The sequence below is a fragment of the Orbus hercynius genome (genome assembly GCF_003634275.1).
GTDB classification, from domain to species: domain Bacteria; phylum Pseudomonadota; class Gammaproteobacteria; order Enterobacterales; family Orbaceae; genus Orbus; species Orbus hercynius.
Genome location: NZ_RBWY01000001.1, coordinates 623,536 through 641,723, shown reverse-complemented (window position 1 = coordinate 641,723; position 18,188 = coordinate 623,536). Strand labels below are relative to the sequence as shown.

At 39.2% G+C, this 18,188-nt stretch carries 15 protein-coding genes; 9 read left to right on the top strand and 6 right to left on the bottom strand.

The window, feature by feature from the left end; translation table 11 throughout:
• The first annotated feature begins 64 nt into the window (after positions 1-64).
• On the top strand, positions 65-1,090 hold the full coding sequence (locus DES39_RS03135) for a YeiH family protein (RefSeq protein WP_121144299.1): 1,026 nt from the start codon (positions 65-67) through the stop codon (positions 1,088-1,090).
• 71 nt (positions 1,091-1,161) lie between these two features.
• Here DES39_RS03135 and DES39_RS03130 read toward each other — a convergent pair whose 3' ends face one another.
• Positions 1,162-1,533 carry a rhodanese-like domain-containing protein gene (locus DES39_RS03130; protein ID WP_121144298.1) on the bottom strand — a complete coding sequence of 124 codons (372 nt, stop codon included), beginning with the start codon at positions 1,531-1,533 and terminating at the stop codon, positions 1,162-1,164.
• A 317-nt stretch (positions 1,534-1,850) separates the two neighbouring features.
• On the opposite strand from DES39_RS03130, the gene trhP reads away from it, so the two are divergent.
• Entirely contained in the window at positions 1,851-3,227 is a 1,377-nt protein-coding gene (gene trhP, locus DES39_RS03125) for a prephenate-dependent tRNA uridine(34) hydroxylase TrhP (protein WP_170143322.1), read from the top strand.
• 49 nt (positions 3,228-3,276) lie between these two features.
• Here trhP and proA read toward each other — a convergent pair whose 3' ends face one another.
• From proA to gpt, 4 genes are all read right to left on the bottom strand, one after another.
• The gene (proA, locus tag DES39_RS03120) at positions 3,277-4,530 is read right to left on the bottom strand and encodes a glutamate-5-semialdehyde dehydrogenase (RefSeq protein WP_121144296.1); all 1,254 of its coding nucleotides are present in this window, start codon (positions 4,528-4,530) and stop codon (positions 3,277-3,279) included.
• Positions 4,531-4,539: 9 nt separating this feature from the next.
• Positions 4,540-5,640, bottom strand: coding sequence for a glutamate 5-kinase (gene proB, locus DES39_RS03115; protein ID WP_121144295.1), 1,101 nt, complete (start codon positions 5,638-5,640; stop codon positions 4,540-4,542).
• 26 nt (positions 5,641-5,666) lie between these two features.
• Positions 5,667-6,926: an alpha/beta hydrolase gene (locus tag DES39_RS03110; RefSeq protein ID WP_121144294.1), complete on the bottom strand. Its 1,260-nt coding sequence runs from the start codon at positions 6,924-6,926 to the stop codon at positions 5,667-5,669.
• 61 nt (positions 6,927-6,987) lie between these two features.
• A complete protein-coding gene (gene gpt / locus DES39_RS03105) occupies positions 6,988-7,521 on the bottom strand; it encodes a xanthine phosphoribosyltransferase (protein ID WP_121144293.1) in 534 nt (177 codons plus the stop codon).
• Between the two features lie 154 nt (positions 7,522-7,675).
• Between gpt and DES39_RS03100 the strand changes: the two genes are divergently transcribed.
• Positions 7,676-9,139 (top strand): aminoacyl-histidine dipeptidase, encoded by a 1,464-nt coding sequence (locus DES39_RS03100; RefSeq protein WP_121144292.1) that lies wholly within the window; start codon positions 7,676-7,678, stop codon positions 9,137-9,139.
• 71 nt (positions 9,140-9,210) lie between these two features.
• Here DES39_RS03100 and DES39_RS03095 read toward each other — a convergent pair whose 3' ends face one another.
• Complete coding sequence (locus DES39_RS03095; RefSeq protein WP_121144291.1) at positions 9,211-10,395, bottom strand: sugar efflux transporter; 1,185 nt, start codon at positions 10,393-10,395, stop codon at positions 9,211-9,213.
• Between the two features lie 100 nt (positions 10,396-10,495).
• Here DES39_RS03095 and DES39_RS03090 point away from each other — a divergent pair, with 100 nt between their 5' ends.
• The 6 genes from DES39_RS03090 (at position 10,496) to DES39_RS03065 (ending at position 18,164) form a co-directional block, all read left to right on the top strand.
• Positions 10,496-11,239, top strand: a complete 744-nt coding sequence (locus DES39_RS03090; protein ID WP_121144290.1) for a copper homeostasis protein CutC — start codon at positions 10,496-10,498, stop codon at positions 11,237-11,239.
• A gap of 344 nt (positions 11,240-11,583) precedes the next feature.
• Complete coding sequence (licT, locus tag DES39_RS03085; protein ID WP_121144289.1) at positions 11,584-12,444, top strand: BglG family transcription antiterminator LicT; 861 nt, start codon at positions 11,584-11,586, stop codon at positions 12,442-12,444.
• A 171-nt stretch (positions 12,445-12,615) separates the two neighbouring features.
• A complete protein-coding gene (locus DES39_RS03080) occupies positions 12,616-14,493 on the top strand; it encodes a beta-glucoside-specific PTS transporter subunit IIABC (protein WP_121144288.1) in 1,878 nt (625 codons plus the stop codon).
• 3 nt (positions 14,494-14,496) lie between these two features.
• On the top strand, positions 14,497-15,888 hold the full coding sequence (locus DES39_RS03075) for a glycoside hydrolase family 1 protein (protein ID WP_121144287.1): 1,392 nt from the start codon (positions 14,497-14,499) through the stop codon (positions 15,886-15,888).
• 29 nt (positions 15,889-15,917) lie between these two features.
• The gene (locus DES39_RS03070; RefSeq protein WP_121144286.1) at positions 15,918-16,709 is read left to right on the top strand and encodes a histidine phosphatase family protein; all 792 of its coding nucleotides are present in this window, start codon (positions 15,918-15,920) and stop codon (positions 16,707-16,709) included.
• A 123-nt stretch (positions 16,710-16,832) separates the two neighbouring features.
• Positions 16,833-18,164, top strand: coding sequence for an OprD family porin (locus DES39_RS03065; RefSeq protein ID WP_121144285.1), 1,332 nt, complete (start codon positions 16,833-16,835; stop codon positions 18,162-18,164).
• The last annotated feature ends 24 nt before the right edge of the window (positions 18,165-18,188 follow it).

Below are 18,188 nucleotides of genomic sequence, written 5' to 3'. Positions count from 1 at the left end.
AATTAATTTTATTTATTAAAATAATTTAGTTATAGTGCTTTTATTTTTTAATGGATTTTGAGGTATGAACGTTTTAACAAAATACTTTCCTGGGTTTGTTTTATCACTTAGTATCGCAATCGGTGCGACCTATATTGCCACTTTCAGTTATATACAAACTATTGGTCTTTCAGCCATTGTGTTGGCTATTATCATCGGTTTAATCATCGGTAATACAGTTTATCCGCAGCTCAGTCGAGCTTGTCAGGCAGGTGTTGATTTATGTAAAGGTAAAATCCTACGGATAGCAATTGTTTTATTTGGTATTAAACTGACCTTTCAAGATATCGCTTTAATTGGTTATCAAGGTGTACTGATTGATATTTTGATGGTGAGCTTGACCTTTTTGCTTACTGTCATAATCGGTATTAAACTCTTTCACATCGATCAAGATAGTGCCATTTTAATCGGTAGTGGCTGCTCTATTTGTGGCGCAGCGGCGGTAATTGCAACTGAGTCCACTATCAATACCACGGCCGAAAAAGTCACCATAGCGGTTGCCGTCGTTGTGGTATTTGGTACACTGAGCATGTTTATTTACCCAATAATCTATGCTTACCTTGTTCAGATTTGGCCTGTGTCACAAAGCCAGTTTGGTATCTACATTGGTTCAACCATTCATGAAGTCGCACAAGTTGTTGGCGCGGGAGATGCTATCGGTAAAGCAGCCGTTAATACAGCCGTCATTAGTAAAATGATTCGGGTACTACTGCTTGCACCTTTCTTATTAATATTATCGACCTACTTGCGCCATAAACAACAGGGTAATCAACAAAAAAGTAAACTGATTATTCCTTGGTTTGCGGTTGGATTTTTAATTATGGCCTGTATTAACTCACTTGGTTTTTTACCTGCAGAGTTAGTTAATATCATTATTGTCATTGATAATGTGCTATTAACAATGGCAATGGCTGCGCTTGGCTTAACTAGTCACTATTCAGCTTTTAAGAAAGCCGGCATTAAACCCTTATTATTAGGTTTAGTGATCTTTATTTGGTTAATTATCGGTGGTGCTACGATTAATCTACTGGTGACATATGTCTTGTCATGATAATAAAAGGGAATCATTTCCCTTTATAATTCAGACATATATGTATGGCTATACCGGTATTAGTATAGCCATTATTCGTTAACCAATGGATAACCCGCCTCTTTCCACCCGCGATAGCCGCCGGCCATAGAAAGCACATTGCTATAGCCCATTTTTTGTAAACTTTCAGCAGCAAGGACAGAGCGATATCCGCCACCACAATACAAAATCATCGTCGTTTGTTTGTTAGGTACCAGCGTTTCAATATCACGTTCAATCACACCTCTTCCCAGATGTTTAGCATAAGGTAAATGATTGTTTAGCCATTCGTTATCCTCTCTCACATCAATAAAAAGCGGTAATTGCTGGCTATCCATCAGGTGTTTAACCTCGTCAATAGTGATTTCTTTGACGTGTTTTTGAGCGGTCGAACAAAGCTGTTCAAAAGCGGGATTATGCTGCATGGCTGGGCTCCTTATTACGGTAGGCAAAATAAAATAGACACGCTAAATAATAGCACACACAATAAGAGATTGGAGAGTCTAAAAAATAATTTGCTGCGTTGATAAAAAAGATAACACAATAATGATAAAAAAAACTTGAAGTCAACAGCAAAGATGGTGATAATTCAGCGCAATTTCCCTAATAGGAAAAACAGTTCATTTACAATTCCAATTGTAACATGATGCAATATTGAACCAGTAAATTGTATTACACAATATGCTAAAAACGAATTAACTTACCGTTAATTCACTGACCTGACATCAGAGGCATGACTAAAATGACAACTCTTTATGCAAAACCTGAGCTGCTCTCTCCGGCTGGCTCGTTAAAAAACATGCGCTACGCATTTGCCTATGGCGCAGATGCAGTATACGCAGGACAACCTCGATATAGTTTACGCGTGCGTAACAACGAATTTAATCATGAAAATTTAGCTATCGGCATTAATGAAGCCCACGCGCAAGGTAAAAAATTCTATGTCGTTGTGAATATTGCCCCACATAATTCCAAGCTTAAAACCTTCATTCGTGATTTAAAACCGGTTGTCGATATGAAACCTGACGCATTTATCATGTCTGATCCCGGACTTATTATGCTGGTTCGAGAACATTTTCCTGAGATGGAAATTCACCTGTCCGTGCAATCTAATGCCGTTAACTGGGCAACAGTCAAATTTTGGCACAAAATGGGCCTAACTCGCGCTGTACTATCACGCGAACTGTCCATCGATGAAATTGCTGAAATCCGTGAAAATGTGCCAGAAATGGAACTAGAAGTGTTTATTCACGGCGCATTGTGTATGGCCTATTCTGGGCGCTGTTTACTATCTGGTTACATCAATAAACGCGATCCGAATCAAGGGACTTGTACCAATGCCTGCCGCTGGGAATATAAAGTTGCTGAAGGCAAAGAAGATGACGTCGGCCAAATCGTACATAAGCAGCAGCCAATTCCATTTAAACAAATTGAGCCGGTTACAAGCCTAAGCTCCCCAACTAATAAAGTCTTTATGCTAGAAGAGTCAGGTAGACCGGGTGAATACATGCAAGCTTTTGAAGATGAGCATGGCACTTATATTATGAACTCAAAAGATTTAAGAGCGGTTGAGTTAGTCGACGATCTGACCAAAATCGGAGTCCATTCACTGAAAATCGAAGGCCGAACCAAATCGTTTTATTATTGTGCCCGCACAGCCCAAGTGTATCGCCGTGCTATTGATGCCGCAGCAGAAGGTAAGCCGTTTGATCCAACGCTATTAATGGAGCTCGAATCGTTAGCAAATCGTGGCTATACCGAAGGATTCTTACGTCGTCATAATCATGAAGATATGCAAAATTATGTCCATAGCCACTCAGTCTCTGAGCGCCAACAATTTGTCGGCGAATTCAGTGGAAAACGTTTAAATGGCCTTGCAGAAGTCATTGTTAAAAACCGTTTTTCGGTCGGTGATAGCGTTGAACTGATGACGCCAAATGGTAATATCAATTTTATCATTGATCGCATGCAAAATAAGAAAGGTCAAGAGGTCACAGCAGGCCTAGGTGATGGTCATATCGTTTATCTCCCTATTCCAGATGAAATCCCGCTTGAATTCGCCTTACTTATGCGTAATTTTCCTAATGGGGCAACGACGGATAATCCGCTGAGCAAATAACATAAAAAAGGCGACAATTGTCGCCTTTCGTTTTTTAGTTCCGTTAATGCTAAGCGCGAATTAGATCATCGCCATAACCGATCCATTTATACGTTGTAAGCGCTTCTAACCCCATTGGTCCTCTGGCATGTAATTTTTGCGTACTGACTGCCACTTCAGCACCGAGCCCAAATTGCCCACCATCAGTAAAGCGCGTTGAGGCATTAACATAGACAGCGGCCGAATCAACCAAATTAACAAACCGCTCGGCACAGGGTAATGAGCGCGTTAAAATCGCATCAGAATGCGCACTACCGTATTCACGAATATGTTTAACAGCCATATCGAGTGAGTCCACAATTACGATATTTAAATCTTTTGATAACCACTCATTACGCAGCTCTTCATCCGTCACAGGCAACACATTAGCAACGCCGGACTTTAAGATCGCAAATGCGCTTTCATCAGCATGCAGTATGACGCCATTATCAGCCATAATTTGGCTGAGTTTTGGTAAAAATTTATCCGCAATTTCAGTGTGTACCAGTAAGGTCTCTAGTGTATTACAAGTACTTGGGCGCTGAGTTTTAGCATTAATAATCAGCGGTAAAGCTTTATCAAAATCCATACTCTCATCTGCAAACATATGACAAACACCAATTCCACCAGTGATAACTGGAATGGTTGAGTGTTCTCGGCATAATTTATGTAAGGCAGCTCCACCACGTGGAATAATCATATCAACATACTGGTCGAGTTTTAATAATTGATTGATATACTGACGATCTGGGTGATTAATCGATTGCACCGCCGCCGCCGGTAAATTTGACTGACTGAGTGCTTGTTGAATAACAGTAACCATTGCACGATTAGTATGAACGGTCTCTTTACCACCACGTAAAATTACCGCATTGCTGGTTTTTAAACACAATGCCGCAATATCAATGGTGACATTAGGACGTGCTTCATAAATCACCCCAATCACCCCGAGCGGCACTCTGTGACGTTGTAACTTTAATCCGCTATCAAGGGTGCTCCCATCAATCACTTGTCCAATCGGATCAGTCAAAGTCACCACCTTTCTCACATCATTGGCTATTGAGGCTAAGCGAGCTGTTGTTAACAATAAGCGATCCAAAATCGCCTCACTGGTACCATTAGCTTTCGCAGCTTGCATATCTAATTCATTGGCGGCTAAAATGCGCTCTGCTTGCTGCTCAAGTAATTCAGCGATGCAATTTAAGGCCGCATTTTTTTGTGATGTCGAGCATTGTGAGAGCTCAAATGAGGCGTGTTTAGCCGCTTTACCTATTTCGATTAACATGCCATTCTCCTACTTAACTATCATATCATCACGATGCACAGCGACTGATCCATACTCATAACCGATGAGCTTGCTGATCTCTTGTGAATGATGCCCAGCTATCTGCCGCAGTGCATCACTGTTATAACGCGATACGCCACGCGCAATGCTAATCCCTTCTTTATTACAAATATCAATCACTTCACCGCGTGAAAAGTTATGTTCAACTTTGATAATACCTGTTGGTAATATAGAGCGACCTTGATTTAAAATTGCATTTACCGCGCCATCATCAAGCGTGATACTCCCAGCTGGCGGTGCACCAAACAACCAATATTTACGGTGTTCAAGTGGCGTTTTATTAACTAAAAAGCGTGTACCTACTGCAATATTACCCGCAATATCAATGATCACATTCGCTCTGCTTCCAGCCGCTATAATCACTTCAATTCCCGCTTTACCGGCAATTTCAGCCGCTTGTAATTTAGTGCCCATTCCTCCCGTTCCAAGCCCCGATACGCTATCGCCGGCAATCGCTTTTAATGCGTTATCAATCGTTTCAATTTCCGTAATGAGCTGCGCATTAGGATCTTTGCGAGGATCAGCGGTAAAGAGCCCTTCTTGATCGGTTAAGAGAATCAATTTATCTGCTTGTGCAAGAATCGCCGCTAACGCCGACAAATTATCATTATCACCGACTTTGATTTCAGCTGTCGCCACCGCATCATTTTCATTAATGACTGGCACAATGTGATTATCAAGCATGGCTTTGAGCGCATCTTGAGCATTAAGAAACCGCTCTCGATCCTCTAAGTCAGCTCGAGTTAATAGCATTTGCCCAATAAAAATATTATAAATTGAAAACAACTGTTCCCATAGTTGAATCAATTTGCCTTGCCCAACAGACGCTAATAACTGCTTTGAAGCAATCGTTTTAGGCAAATCAGGATAATTAAGCTGCTCACGACCTGCCGCAATCGCACCCGAAGTGACAATGACAATTTTATGCCCTTGTTGATGTAGTAAATGGCATTGCCTCACCAACTCAACAATTTTAGAGCGATCTAATTTTTTTGAACCACCAGTTAAAACACTGGTACCCAGTTTTATAACAATAGTTTGTCGCTTCATTTTGAACCATTACTTTGTGCTAAAAGTTATTTAATCAATGCGTTAATCCATTGGGTCGATTGTTCTGCTGCCTGCTGCAAGCCTTGTTTAAAAGCTAGCGCTTTGATATGAATCAATGATACTTTTTGCGCTGAGGTGAGTAATTTAGCCTCTTCTAACGAACTCAGCATATCGCCTTCATAAGCAATATTGAGCATCGGCACGCGACAAGGTTTGGTTAACAAACGCTGCTCTTTGAGTGAAAAAAACTGTAATTCAGCCATCAACTGCTGATCCGAAACCGTATTCAACCCTAAACGACTGGCAATGATATCGCGATAAATAGGCGATAATTGAGCCTGCATTTGGCGATCGATAAACAGCTGATGCACAATGGGTGCAATATTAATGACGCCTTTAATTTTATGTGGCATTAAATAAGCTAAACGTGTAGCCGTATTTGCCCCAAAGCGATAACCAAATAAAATCACCTTATCAGGATCAATTAATGGCACTGACTTGATTTGCTCAAGTATCGATTGATGAATAACACTGGTGTTTTGCGACAAATTAAATTGCTTACTGTGACCAATTGATGGTGTATCGACAGTCAACAATCCAACGCCTAAAGGTGCTAAATAGCGAGAGAAATAGTGATAAAAATCAATTTGTAAATGACTTAATCCCGCACATAAAAAAACAACCGGACAAACTCTCGCCGCTTCATTTTTTTTGGATGGTGTGTGCAAAATTGCTTTTACATTTTTATTCTCAACCTTAAAATCCAGTTCTTTGATCTGATATGGTGACGCATTCATCGCTTCATGATAATAACGGTTGGCAAATATTTGTGCTTGATTAGCCAAGTCATCATTACGGAAATAGGGATAACCGGCCAAACTTGCTAAGGCACTGGCGGTTAACCAAGCTTGACAATTCGATTCATTACACTCAGTAGATTGATTTTTTTCAGCTTCTTGCTGCCATTGTACCGCTTCAGCTAAAAACTCATAAATCCAGTTACCTGATTGATAACCGATGACCGAATCCAACCAATTATCATTGCTGCGTTTACGTGTGGAAACGGCAATGCGGGATAACACATCGCCCACTTCTAATAACGGTAAACCATGCCAATGCCAAGACATTCGATTAATAACACGGTACCAATTAGAACGTGCTTCACCATCAAGTACAGAAGGTGTAAATGTGCTATTTGAATCAGGCCGTGCAATTAATGCCGATGTTTCTGGATAATTAAACTGCGGAGTAAATAATTTCTCTGATCGATTTTCATGTTCAGTCATACATCATCTCCTCCCCAACATAATGAATAAATAGAATAGTGCAATACCAGGCTATTTTACGTTATTCTTTGTCACTTAATGGTTTAACAAAAGCAATACCGGTATCCCACGGTTGCTCTATCCAAGTATCTTGAGGAATGTCGATGACGTAATCATCAACAAGTGGTTTTCCAGCGGGTTTAGCAAAAATCGTTACAAATCTTGCTTTCGGGTACATATCACGGATTGTGTGGGCGGTGCCACCGGTATCAACCAAATCATCAATGACAATAAACCCTTCACCGTCGCCTTCTGCGCGTTTTAAGACGAGTTTTTCACGTTGATGATCATGGTCATAGCTTGAAATACAAACGGTATCGACGTAACGAATGCTAAGTTCTCTTGCTAAAATTGCCGCTGGCACAAGTCCACCGCGACTGACTGCAATAATCCCTTTCCATTGACTTGCAGGTAATAATCGAGCTGATAACTCTCGACCATACATCTGCAATAAATCCCATGTTACGGTATATTTTTTCTTTTCAGCAATTTTTTCAGCTTTAATCTGTTTTTTTGCTTGAATCTCTTCTTGCAATAATTCTTGTTGTGTTGACATAAAAACCTACAATTTTAAATAGAAAAATAGATAAAATACCGCGCTCAACAAATTGCGATATCAATCTATCCAAAATGAATGTAAAATTGCACCTAATTATAGAGTGAGTAGTAAATAAAAACTACTAATTATTAATAGAATCTTGAGGTTTATTATGCTTTCATCATTAACGCCTAAATCACTTTGGACTATTTTTGAGCAGATTTGTCAAATTCCCCACCCATCGCATCATGAAGAGATGATCAGCAAATATATCGTTGATTTTGCCGCTAAACATCAGATTGACTGTCAATTGGATAAAGTCGGCAATATTTTATTACGCAAAGCAGCGACGGCCGGAATGGAGCACTGCCCATCGATCGTACTACAAGCCCATATGGATATGGTTCCGCAAAAAAATGAGGAAACACAACATGATTTCCTTATCGATCCGATCAAACCTTATATTGATGGCGAATGGGTCAAAGCACAGGGAACAACATTAGGCGCAGATAATGGTATTGGGCTAGCCTCAGCGTTAGCTGTGCTGAGTGACCCAGCCGTTGAACACGGGCCAATTGAAGTGTTAGTTACCGCTTCAGAAGAAACGGGCATGGTTGGCGCGTTTGGTCTGCAACCAAACTGGCTAAATAGCCGTTTTTTAATTAATACTGACTCGGAAGAAGAAGGCGAAATTTTTACTGGTTGCGCCGGTGGTATCGATTTTAAATCAACCTTTGCGATTACTTATGCCATTATTCCTGATGTGCACGATACCTTTTTACGTCTTTCATTAAAAGGTCTGAAAGGTGGTCATTCTGGTTGTGATATTCATTTAGGTCGTGGAAATGCGATTAAATTATTAATCCGTTTCTTAGCGCAATATGCACAAGATATCCCATTTAGACTAGCTGATTTTCGTGGTGGTTCTCTACGTAATGCTATTCCTCGTGAGGCCTTTGCTGAAATTACCTTAAATCAAAAAGATTTACCTCGCTTAGCGGCACTTATTGGTGAGTTCCAACAAATTTTGCAACACGAATTTAAACATGTTGAACCAAACGTTACCTTTAGCTATACCCATTTAGAAAAAGATAATGTGAAACGCGTCATTACCGCCGAACAGCAACAAAAAATTCTTAATTGGCTCAATAGTGCACCAAATGGCGTGGTAAGAATGAGTAATGAAATCAAAGGCATCGTTGAAACGTCATTAAATTTAGGTATTGTAGAAATTAAAGACAATCAAATCGCCGCTTACTTCTTAATTCGTTCTCAGGTTGATTCAGCTAAAGATGCTGTCGCTTCAACTTTGATCTCACACAGTGAGCTGATCAATGCAAATTATGAAATCAATGGCGGATATTCTGGCTGGACACCAAATTTAGACTCAAAATTGCTCAAACTAGCCGAAAGTAATTATCATAATATTTTTGCTAAAAAAGCCAAAATTATGGTCATTCACGCTGGGCTTGAGTGTGGCCTTTTCACTAAACATTATCCACAAATGGACATGATATCTATCGGGCCAACTATCGTTTCCCCACATTCGCCAGATGAAAGAGTAAATATCGAATCGGTGACAAAATATTGGCAACTACTTGTATCAATCCTTCGATCGGCTGACAACCTGAAATAAAGTTAATTACAATTAAATTAAAGGGCATTTTAGCCCTTTTTTAACGTTTAACCAATCAGACTTCACAAAAGCTATTTATCTGACTTGACTTGTAGGCAAAAGAAAAATGAGATAATAAGCATCACTAATGCAATCGAATAAATAACGTGATGTCCATACCAATCGGATATAATTCCCTGCATCAGGCCGCCAATAATAACGCTACATGTAACGCCATTATTAAATAATGTTGAGGCCACACCAATTCGAGTGGGCAGTAAATCTTGAAAATAGATAATACCAATATTTGCGACGATACCAATAAATAGCGCATTTAAAATTTGCAATGCTAACAAAGCGAACTCATGTGTAAATAAAAGTAACCCAATATAAAACAGCGCACCACATACAATAGCCGCTAGCATTAAATTACGTTTACCCACATAAGGTACCAAATAGCCAGCAATTAACATGACGGGAATTTCAATTCCTGCCGCCATTCCCATCAAAAATCCGGGCAAAGATGTCGATAAATGCAGCACACTATCAATATATAATGGCATATCGATTAAATACATCATATTTGCCGTCCACATAAATACGGTTGCTAAAAACAAGAAAACAACACTTTTATTTTTAATCAATGGTATATCAGGATTAACGTCTAAAGATGCAATATCTAATGCATTAACCGGATTACGATCAACAATGGGTAAAAAAGACACAATCACTAACATTGCCACCAAATACATCACCACAGCACATAAATACATAGTGGTAAAACCATAATTTACTGCTAATGCGAATGATAATGGCGGGCCAATGACCCAAGCTAATGACAACTGAGCGCGAATGAGCGAGTTAAATGTCACCACATTACGCCCGGTTTTTACTGCATATTCTCTGGCTAATGCAAATATTTGTGGCATTGCAGCTGAAGCAAGAGAAGCAAAGCAAAGGCTGGCCATTATCAAAACAAAATAGTGACGAGTGAATGCAAAAGTGAGGCTATTGGCCATTCCCATTAGACAGCAAAATATGACAATGTCGCGTCGTTTGCTTTTTTTATCTGAATATTTTGCTACCCAAAAACTACCGATAATACTTGCCATCGCATTAATCGAATAAAATAGTCCCACATAAACAGGACCAACATTAATCTCATACGATAAGAATCGGCTCAATGTTGGCGCTTGCAATGCTCCGGCAATACCAATAATAAACGTGCTGATTAAAAATGCAGCAAAAATAACCAATTTTTTTTGACTAAAAAGCATAGCAACCTAATCCTCAAGTTGAATGATTGTTTATAATTGTGTCACATTTATCAATAAACGATATAATCTTATTTATCTTTATTACTTATAGGTCCTAATCATGATGAAACTTGAAATCTGCTGTTATAGTATTGAAGATATTAAAACTGCTTTGCACCATGGCGTCGATCGCATCGAATTTTGCGCGGGCCGAAGTGATGGTGGCTTAACCCCCAGCTATGGTGATTTGTTGCAATTATCACAACTTAACTTACCCATTGCAATTCATCCTATTGTCAGGCCAAGAGGTGGTGATTTTCATTATAATCAAACTGAAATTAACACCATAATAAATGATATTAAATTAATTCGTGAGCTTAATTTTGCTGGTGTCGTTTTTGGTGCATTAACCCCAAATGGTCATCTTGACCTGAAAACACTTGCTAAATCTATTTGTGCCGCAGATGGTTTATCCATGACTTTCCACCGAGCCTTCGATGTATGTAAAGACCCTTTTACCACGTTAGATCTACTTGATGATCTTGGTTTTGATCGACTACTAACTTCTGGCCAGCAATCAATAGCGATTAATGGTTTGGATTTAATTCAACGTTTAAACGAACGCAGTAAAACCATTACCGTTATGCCAGGTAGTGGTGTTAAATCACATAATCTTAAGCAATTTATTATCAGTGGACTGACTGAATTTCATTCTTCAGCCACTAAAACGATTCCCTCACCCATGCAATACCTAAATCCTGATGTCTGCATGAGCCATTGTCAAAATGATGAATCGATAAGGTACACTCTTGATATTGATGAGATCAACAAAATGAAAATGATTATGGCTAATAACGGCGGTTAATTCCTCATATCTTATCTGCTTTTTTATGATAACGCCATTGGCCTGAAATAAATCACATGCATTGTCGCCTCATCAATCATATTAAGGGCGATTAAATTGCTAATTGCGTCAAAGGCAATAAAATCGCACCCATTTTAATTGGGTCGTTTGTCTAGAATATCTAAACCTTTTCATATCGTTAAGGATGAGTAAAATGACATAAATAACAGCATAACGATGGTCCGATTTTCTATTTTTTTAGTAAAAATCAGAGCTAAATCACACAATTTTATATTTATACTATGCAGATTAATCGATATCACAATAATATAACCAACCTCAATTGAATAAAATATTAAATCATAATGATAGTTCATAAAATATTGAATAATAATGTTATTGTCACGCTTGATGATTCAAATAATGAGCTTATCATTATGGGAAGAGGTATTGGCTTTAAGAAAAAAGAAGGCGATACCATTGACCAATCACAGATTGAAAAACAGTTTTCACTCAGTAATAAAGAGATATTACCTAAATTCACAGAGCTACTTTCTGAAATTCCTCTCGAGGTGGTCAGTGCGAGTGAAATTATTATTAATCATGCCAAATCACTGCTCGGTGGCAAACTGCAAGATAGTATCTATATTTCGCTAACTGATCACATCCATTTTGCGATTGAACGGCACAAACAAGGATTGAATATTGCCAATAATTTTTTATGGGAAATTAAAAAATTCTACCCACAAGAGTTTAAAATGGGTAAATATGCGCTCGATGTGATTAAAGATCGATTACACGTTGAGTTACCCGAAGATGAAGCGGGCTTTATCACGTTTCACATGATTAATGCTCAGCTTAACGATACGATGCCAAATATCGTCACCATGACAAAAATCATGCGTGAAATGCTCAATATCGTCAAATACCATTTTAAATTTGAATATGATGAAGATAGTCTCACCTACCAACGCTTTGTCACTCATTTAAAATTCTTTGCTCACCGTATGTTAAGTCATCATACCATCGTGAGTACCGATATCTCGTTATATGAAATGGTGAAAGAAAAATACCATGCCTCATACCGGTGTACCAAACGTATTGATTTACATTTGATTCAACAATATAGTCATGCCTTAACCGATGATGAGAGCTTATATTTAACGATTCATATCGAACGATTGAGAAAAGAACTCGAAAATCTCGCCACGTCGACAAAATTGTGATGACTATCACAAAATTAAATTTATCTCCTCTATACTCTCTTTTCGATTACCAAAAACAGTGTTAATCTCATCTTAAATGTTTGGATTGTTACTGTAATTTTTACAGGCAAAACCTAAATCTCTCATTATTGAGGGATTTAGGTTTTTTTTTGGCTTAAATATAGGATTTTTATGAAAAATAAAGCACTCTCTGAGTCAATCATTAAGAATGTCGGTGGACAGGAGAACATTATTAGTTTAGTTCACTGCGCGACTCGCTTACGTTTTGTCCTAAAAGATCATGCCATAGCCGATGCAAAGGCGTTGAAAAAACAAAAAGGCATTATTATGGTCGTTGAAAGTGGCGGTCAATTCCAAGTTGTCATTGGTAATAATGTTAGCGATGTTTTTAGTGACATTATGGAAATCATTCACATCGATAATGAGGCGAAAGCCTTAAGCAACAATAAACAAAATATTCTCTCTAAAGCGATCGATATCATTTCAGGCATCTTTGCGCCCATGCTGTCGGTATTAGTATCGGCTGGGATTTTAAAAGGTGTCGTCTCATTTTTACGTATCATTGATGTTATCACGCCAGGATCATCAGCTGATGTGTTCTTATCCGTCATCGCTGACTCAGCGTTTTACTATCTACCGATTATTTTAGGTTACTGCGCCGTTAAAAAATTTGGTGGTAATCCATTCATTGGTATGGCATTAGGCGGCACATTAGTTCATCCCGATATTGTCAATATGCTAGGTGGCGCGTTCCAAGCCAAAACCTCGTTTTTTTCAATCCCAATCACGCTAGTGCCTTATCAATCTTCGGTGATTCCGGTTGTCTTAGCGGCGTGGCTTTATAGCTTACTTGAACAGAACTTTAATAAGATTTTTCATGATTCATTTAAGAAATTTATTTCACCATTATGTGGTTTACTTATTACCGTACCACTCACCTTTATCCTTATTGGCCCAATTTCAACATTTTTAAGCGATATGATTGCTGGTGGCATTTTATATGTCTACCAACTGAACTCGGTCATTGCATCGATGATTCTCGCAGCTGTGTGGCAAATCTTAGTCATTTTCGGCATTCATTGGGGACTGATACCGGTATTTATGAATAATTTAGCAGTCTCCGGTACGGACTTTATTGTCCCGATTCTTATTCCGGCTGTATTTGCACAAACTGGGGCTGCATTTGGCGTGATGTTACGGGCAAAGGATAAAGAATTTAAAGCGTTAGCAAGTTCATCAGTGTTATCGGGGTTATTTGGTGTCACTGAGCCCGCTATCTACGGCGTGAATTTACCGTATAAAAAACCGTTTATTTTTGGCTGTATCAGTGCCGCAATCGGTGGTGGCATTGTTGGTTTATATCAAACGCTAATCTTCTCGTTTGGTTTCCCAAGTATTTTTACTTTCATACAAATCATTCCCAATTCTGGTATTGATGCAACCGTGTATGCCGCAATTGTCGCGACGGTTATTTCGTTTATCCTTGCCATGACATTAAGCTACTTTTTTGGCCTGCCAACATCACCCAAAACAGCGAGCCTTGACGAAACAGCAAACAATCCAAACGCAGCGGCTCAAATCAATACGATTGAGATCAGTAGTCCTATGACGGGTAACGTGATTCCGCTTGCGCAAGTTAATGATCCCACTTTTGCCAGTGAACTGATGGGGAAAGGCGTCGCCATTATCCCAACCGAAGGTCAAGTGGTTGCGCCAGAAGATGGCGAAGTTGTATCGCTATTTAGAACCAAACATGCCATCGGCTTTTTAACCGATTCAGGCGCAGAAATTTTAATTCATATCGGTATTGATACGGTAAAACTTGATGGCAAGTATTTTGATGCGCATATTGAAATGGGCGATAAAGTCAAAAAAGGCACGCCATTAGTCAGTGTTGATATCGCAGGAATTACAGCAGCTGGGTTTGAAATCACAACCCCAATTATTATTAGTAACAGTGATAACTATCTTGATGTGGTGTCAATTGCAAAGCAAGATGATATTCAATCGGGTCAGCCACTATTAGCACTATCGCAAAACGAGGAGTAATGTATGTCTATTCAATTTCCGAATCATTTTCTTTGGGGCGGCGCCTTATCCGCTAACCAAGTCGAAGGGGCCTATTTAACCGATGGTAAAGGTCTATCCACCGCTGACTGTACAATAGCGGGCATATTTAGTGATGTGGTTGATCGCAATGCAGTTGATACCACCGCCATTAAAGATGTTGCTATCGATTTTTATCACCGCTACCCAGAAGATATCGCCTTATTTGCTGAAATGGGATTTAGCTGCTTACGTATCTCAATTGCCTGGTCGCGCATCTTTCCAAATGGCGATGAAAAGCAACCCAATGAGCAAGGTTTAGCCTTTTACGATAAAGTATTTGATGAAATGGCTAAACATAATATTGAGCCACTTGTTACCCTATCCCATTATGAAATGCCGTATGAGCTAGTCAAAAAATATGGCGGCTGGGGTAATCGAGCCTTGATTGAATTTTTCACGCATTATGCCAAGACTGTATTTGAACGCTATCAAAATAAAGTGAAATATTGGTTAACATTCAATGAAATTAACATGTCATTACATGAACCCTTTACTGGGGTTGGTTTACCTCGTAGCAGCACAAAAGAGCAGATCTATCAAGCAATCCACCATCAACTTGTTGCCAGCAGCCGCGCCGTAAAACTTTGCCATCAAATGATGCCAAAAGCCAAAATGGGTAATATGTTACTTGGTGCGGTCGCGTATCCACTGACTTCCAAACCAGAAGACGTTTGGGCGGCACATCAAGAGAATCACGGCTGGCTATATTTTGGCGATGTCCAAGCTCGCGGTTATTACCCAAGCTATATGACACGTTATTTTAAAGATAATAATATTAAGCTCGATATTACCCAGCAAGATCGTGAAGACTTAAAAGAGACCATCGACTTTATTTCATTTAGTTACTATATGAGTTGCTGCGCCACCGCCGATGATTCATTGCGTAAAAAAGGCAATATTCTTGATATGGTACCTAATCCGCATCTTAAAGCATCGGAATGGGGATGGCAGATCGATCCAGTCGGTATTCGTTATTTACTTAATCTGCTCTATGAACGTTATCAAAAACCATTATTTATTGTTGAAAATGGTCTTGGTGCTAACGATAACGTCGAAGCCGATGGCTCAATCAATGATGATTACCGTATCAATTATATGAATGATCACTTAGTTCAAGTTGGCGAAGCCATTGAAGATGGCGTTGATGTACTGGGTTACACCAGCTGGGCGCCAATCGATCTAGTCAGCGCCTCAAATGCACAAATTTCTAAACGCTATGGCTTTATTTACGTTGACCGTAACGATGATGGCAGCGGCACTTTAAAACGCACACGGAAAAAAAGCTTTTATTGGTATCAATCCGTTATTCGCTCGAATGGACAAACATTAAAATAACACCATATAGACGATAGTAGGAATCATTAATGACAATAAAAACACTATTATTGGTAGGGTTAATCACCCTATCTACCGCCCTAACCGGCTGCGCTACTCCTAAAAATAGTGATGACGATATCGTCACTGTCTACTTTGCCAGACACGGTAAAACCTTGTTCAATACCTTTGATTTAGTGCAAGGTTGGGCCGATACCCCGCTGACCGAACAAGGGATTGAAGTGGCTCGTTATCTGGGAGAAGGCCTTAAAGATATTCAATTTGATGCCTATTATACCAGTGATGCCGGACGGCAACGCGAAACCATGCAAGTTATTTTGCAACAAATGGGCGTTAGCAACTATCATATCACTGAGCTTAAAGGCTTAAGAGAGGTCTTTTACGGCGGCTACGAAGGTAGTCCAAACCAAAAAATCGTTACCGATAGCATGAAGTTAATTGGTTATAAATCGGTTGAATCTTATTTCAATGACTACAAAGCAGGCAAATTACCAATTAAAACCATTATTGATCCGATTGCCAAAGTCGATCCTAAAGGGCTAGCAGAAAACTATGATCAAGTTAAAGCCAGAACGCAAGCAGCACTCAATACGATTGTTGACAATGCACACCGAAATGGCGATAAAAATATTCTTGCGGTCTCATCAGGTATGTCAATGCAAGTACTGATCGCTGACTTAACAGATAGTATTGATAAAAATAAACCATTAAGTAATGCAACCGTGATTAAAATTACCTACAAAAATGGTCAATACCGCGTTGATGAAATCGGCAGTATGGCTTATGTCAATATCGGCAAACAACGTTTAACCCACCCATAACGGTGTATTTTAAATCCCAAATAATAATATAGGATTGTTACTGCAATAGCAGGCAAAACCTAAATGACTAAATAGAGCACCTATTTAGCCATTTAGGTTTTTTTATTTTTAAGGAAGATAAACATGCAAAAACCAGCCATCGCCTTATTAGGATTGATACTCACAACCTTATCAGTACAAGCAAACGATAATAGCCATTATTCGCTCTTAGACCTACTAGCCGAAGATGCCTTTTTCAAAGACAGCAAAATTGACTTAACATTAAGAAATTACTGGAAATATTTAAAAGAGAATGAAGCTAACCCCAAAGAAGTGCATAATGCTTGGGGGCAAGCGTTTGGCGTGGATTATAAGTCTGGCTATTTCTTTGACTTTATCGGTGTCGATGCCACCATGACAAGCGTGATTAAACTCGGCGCAAGCGACTACTTCTCAACGCGTGGATTACTCTATAACGATGGTAGCGGTTTTAATAAAGACAATGCCAAAGGGTTTAACAAAATTGGACAACGTTATATAAAAGTGAAATTAGGCAATAAACAAGCCAATTTTAATGGTAAATACGGTTGGCAAATTCTAAAAAACTACGGCGTGTTAACCGCCTCAAACCGTTTAACCGAGAACAGCTATTTAGGTTATAGCGGCACATTTGTTTATCATAATGTATCGTTAGATACCGCTTATGTGAAAAGTTCGATCAATCGAGATTCACCCAATAAAACCACCTTTCAAACTAAAGATAAAAAGAGGATCGATTACATTGCAACAGCCGGTTTGACTTATCGCGATAACGATCTTTATCTAACTTATAACTACGGTGAAGCAGAAGATTATCAAAGGCGCCATGTTATTGAAGGATCTTATCATCCAATCAAACAACTGACCTTGGGTAGCCAAATCTATGGCAGCTACGCGTTAGATGCCTATAAAAACATGCCCGCGAGTAAAAAAGAGTATGATCATGACGCCTGGCATTATGCTACCGATATCAAATGGAAAGAACAAGACTGGAGCCTAAAATTTGGCATCGCTTATACCCGAGCGAAAAAAGACAATGCGGTGGGTTACTATGGTCGTCATCTCACGCAAAACTCACGCGGCCGTTTTAATGCCCTCACCTCCTCAGGCGTTGATTATATGCGTGATGGCGAGCTGGCATTAACCGCACTAGGTACTTATGATTTTATTAAGGATATCATGACCGGTTTACAAATAAACTATGGTCAATTTAATTATCAAGGTAACACCGTTCGTACTGGGGAAATTAATCTCATTAACCGCTGGGTACCGAGTGATGCACGATTAAAAAATTTATCGGTCTTCTCAATGTTTGGCTACGGTTGGTCGTATAAAAATAATAATAAAACACCGATCTTAGATGCCAATAATAAATATCAACGCTCACCAAGCTTATCAGGTGAAGTCATTATTGAGTATCGCTACAACCTACTTTAAGCTCTATAATGGGATATTTAATTT

Coding starts and splice junctions, on each gene's coding strand:
- DES39_RS03130 (WP_121144298.1), bottom strand. CDS start 1,533: ATGCAGCATAATCCCGCTTTTGAACAGCTTTGTTCGACCGCTCAAAAA.
- DES39_RS03090 (WP_121144290.1), top strand. CDS start 10,496: ATGATGAAACTTGAAATCTGCTGTTATAGTATTGAAGATATTAAAACT.
- DES39_RS03070 (WP_121144286.1), top strand. CDS start 15,918: ATGACAATAAAAACACTATTATTGGTAGGGTTAATCACCCTATCTACC.
- trhP (WP_170143322.1), top strand. CDS start 1,851: ATGACAACTCTTTATGCAAAACCTGAGCTGCTCTCTCCGGCTGGCTCG.
- proA (WP_121144296.1), bottom strand. CDS start 4,530: ATGTTAATCGAAATAGGTAAAGCGGCTAAACACGCCTCATTTGAGCTC.
- DES39_RS03110 (WP_121144294.1), bottom strand. CDS start 6,926: ATGACTGAACATGAAAATCGATCAGAGAAATTATTTACTCCGCAGTTT.
- DES39_RS03065 (WP_121144285.1), top strand. CDS start 16,833: ATGCAAAAACCAGCCATCGCCTTATTAGGATTGATACTCACAACCTTA.
- DES39_RS03100 (WP_121144292.1), top strand. CDS start 7,676: ATGCTTTCATCATTAACGCCTAAATCACTTTGGACTATTTTTGAGCAG.
- DES39_RS03135 (WP_121144299.1), top strand. CDS start 65: ATGAACGTTTTAACAAAATACTTTCCTGGGTTTGTTTTATCACTTAGT.
- proB (WP_121144295.1), bottom strand. CDS start 5,640: ATGAAGCGACAAACTATTGTTATAAAACTGGGTACCAGTGTTTTAACT.
- DES39_RS03075 (WP_121144287.1), top strand. CDS start 14,497: ATGTCTATTCAATTTCCGAATCATTTTCTTTGGGGCGGCGCCTTATCC.
- DES39_RS03080 (WP_121144288.1), top strand. CDS start 12,616: ATGAAAAATAAAGCACTCTCTGAGTCAATCATTAAGAATGTCGGTGGA.
- licT (WP_121144289.1), top strand. CDS start 11,584: ATGATAGTTCATAAAATATTGAATAATAATGTTATTGTCACGCTTGAT.
- gpt (WP_121144293.1), bottom strand. CDS start 7,521: ATGTCAACACAACAAGAATTATTGCAAGAAGAGATTCAAGCAAAAAAA.
- DES39_RS03095 (WP_121144291.1), bottom strand. CDS start 10,395: ATGCTTTTTAGTCAAAAAAAATTGGTTATTTTTGCTGCATTTTTAATC.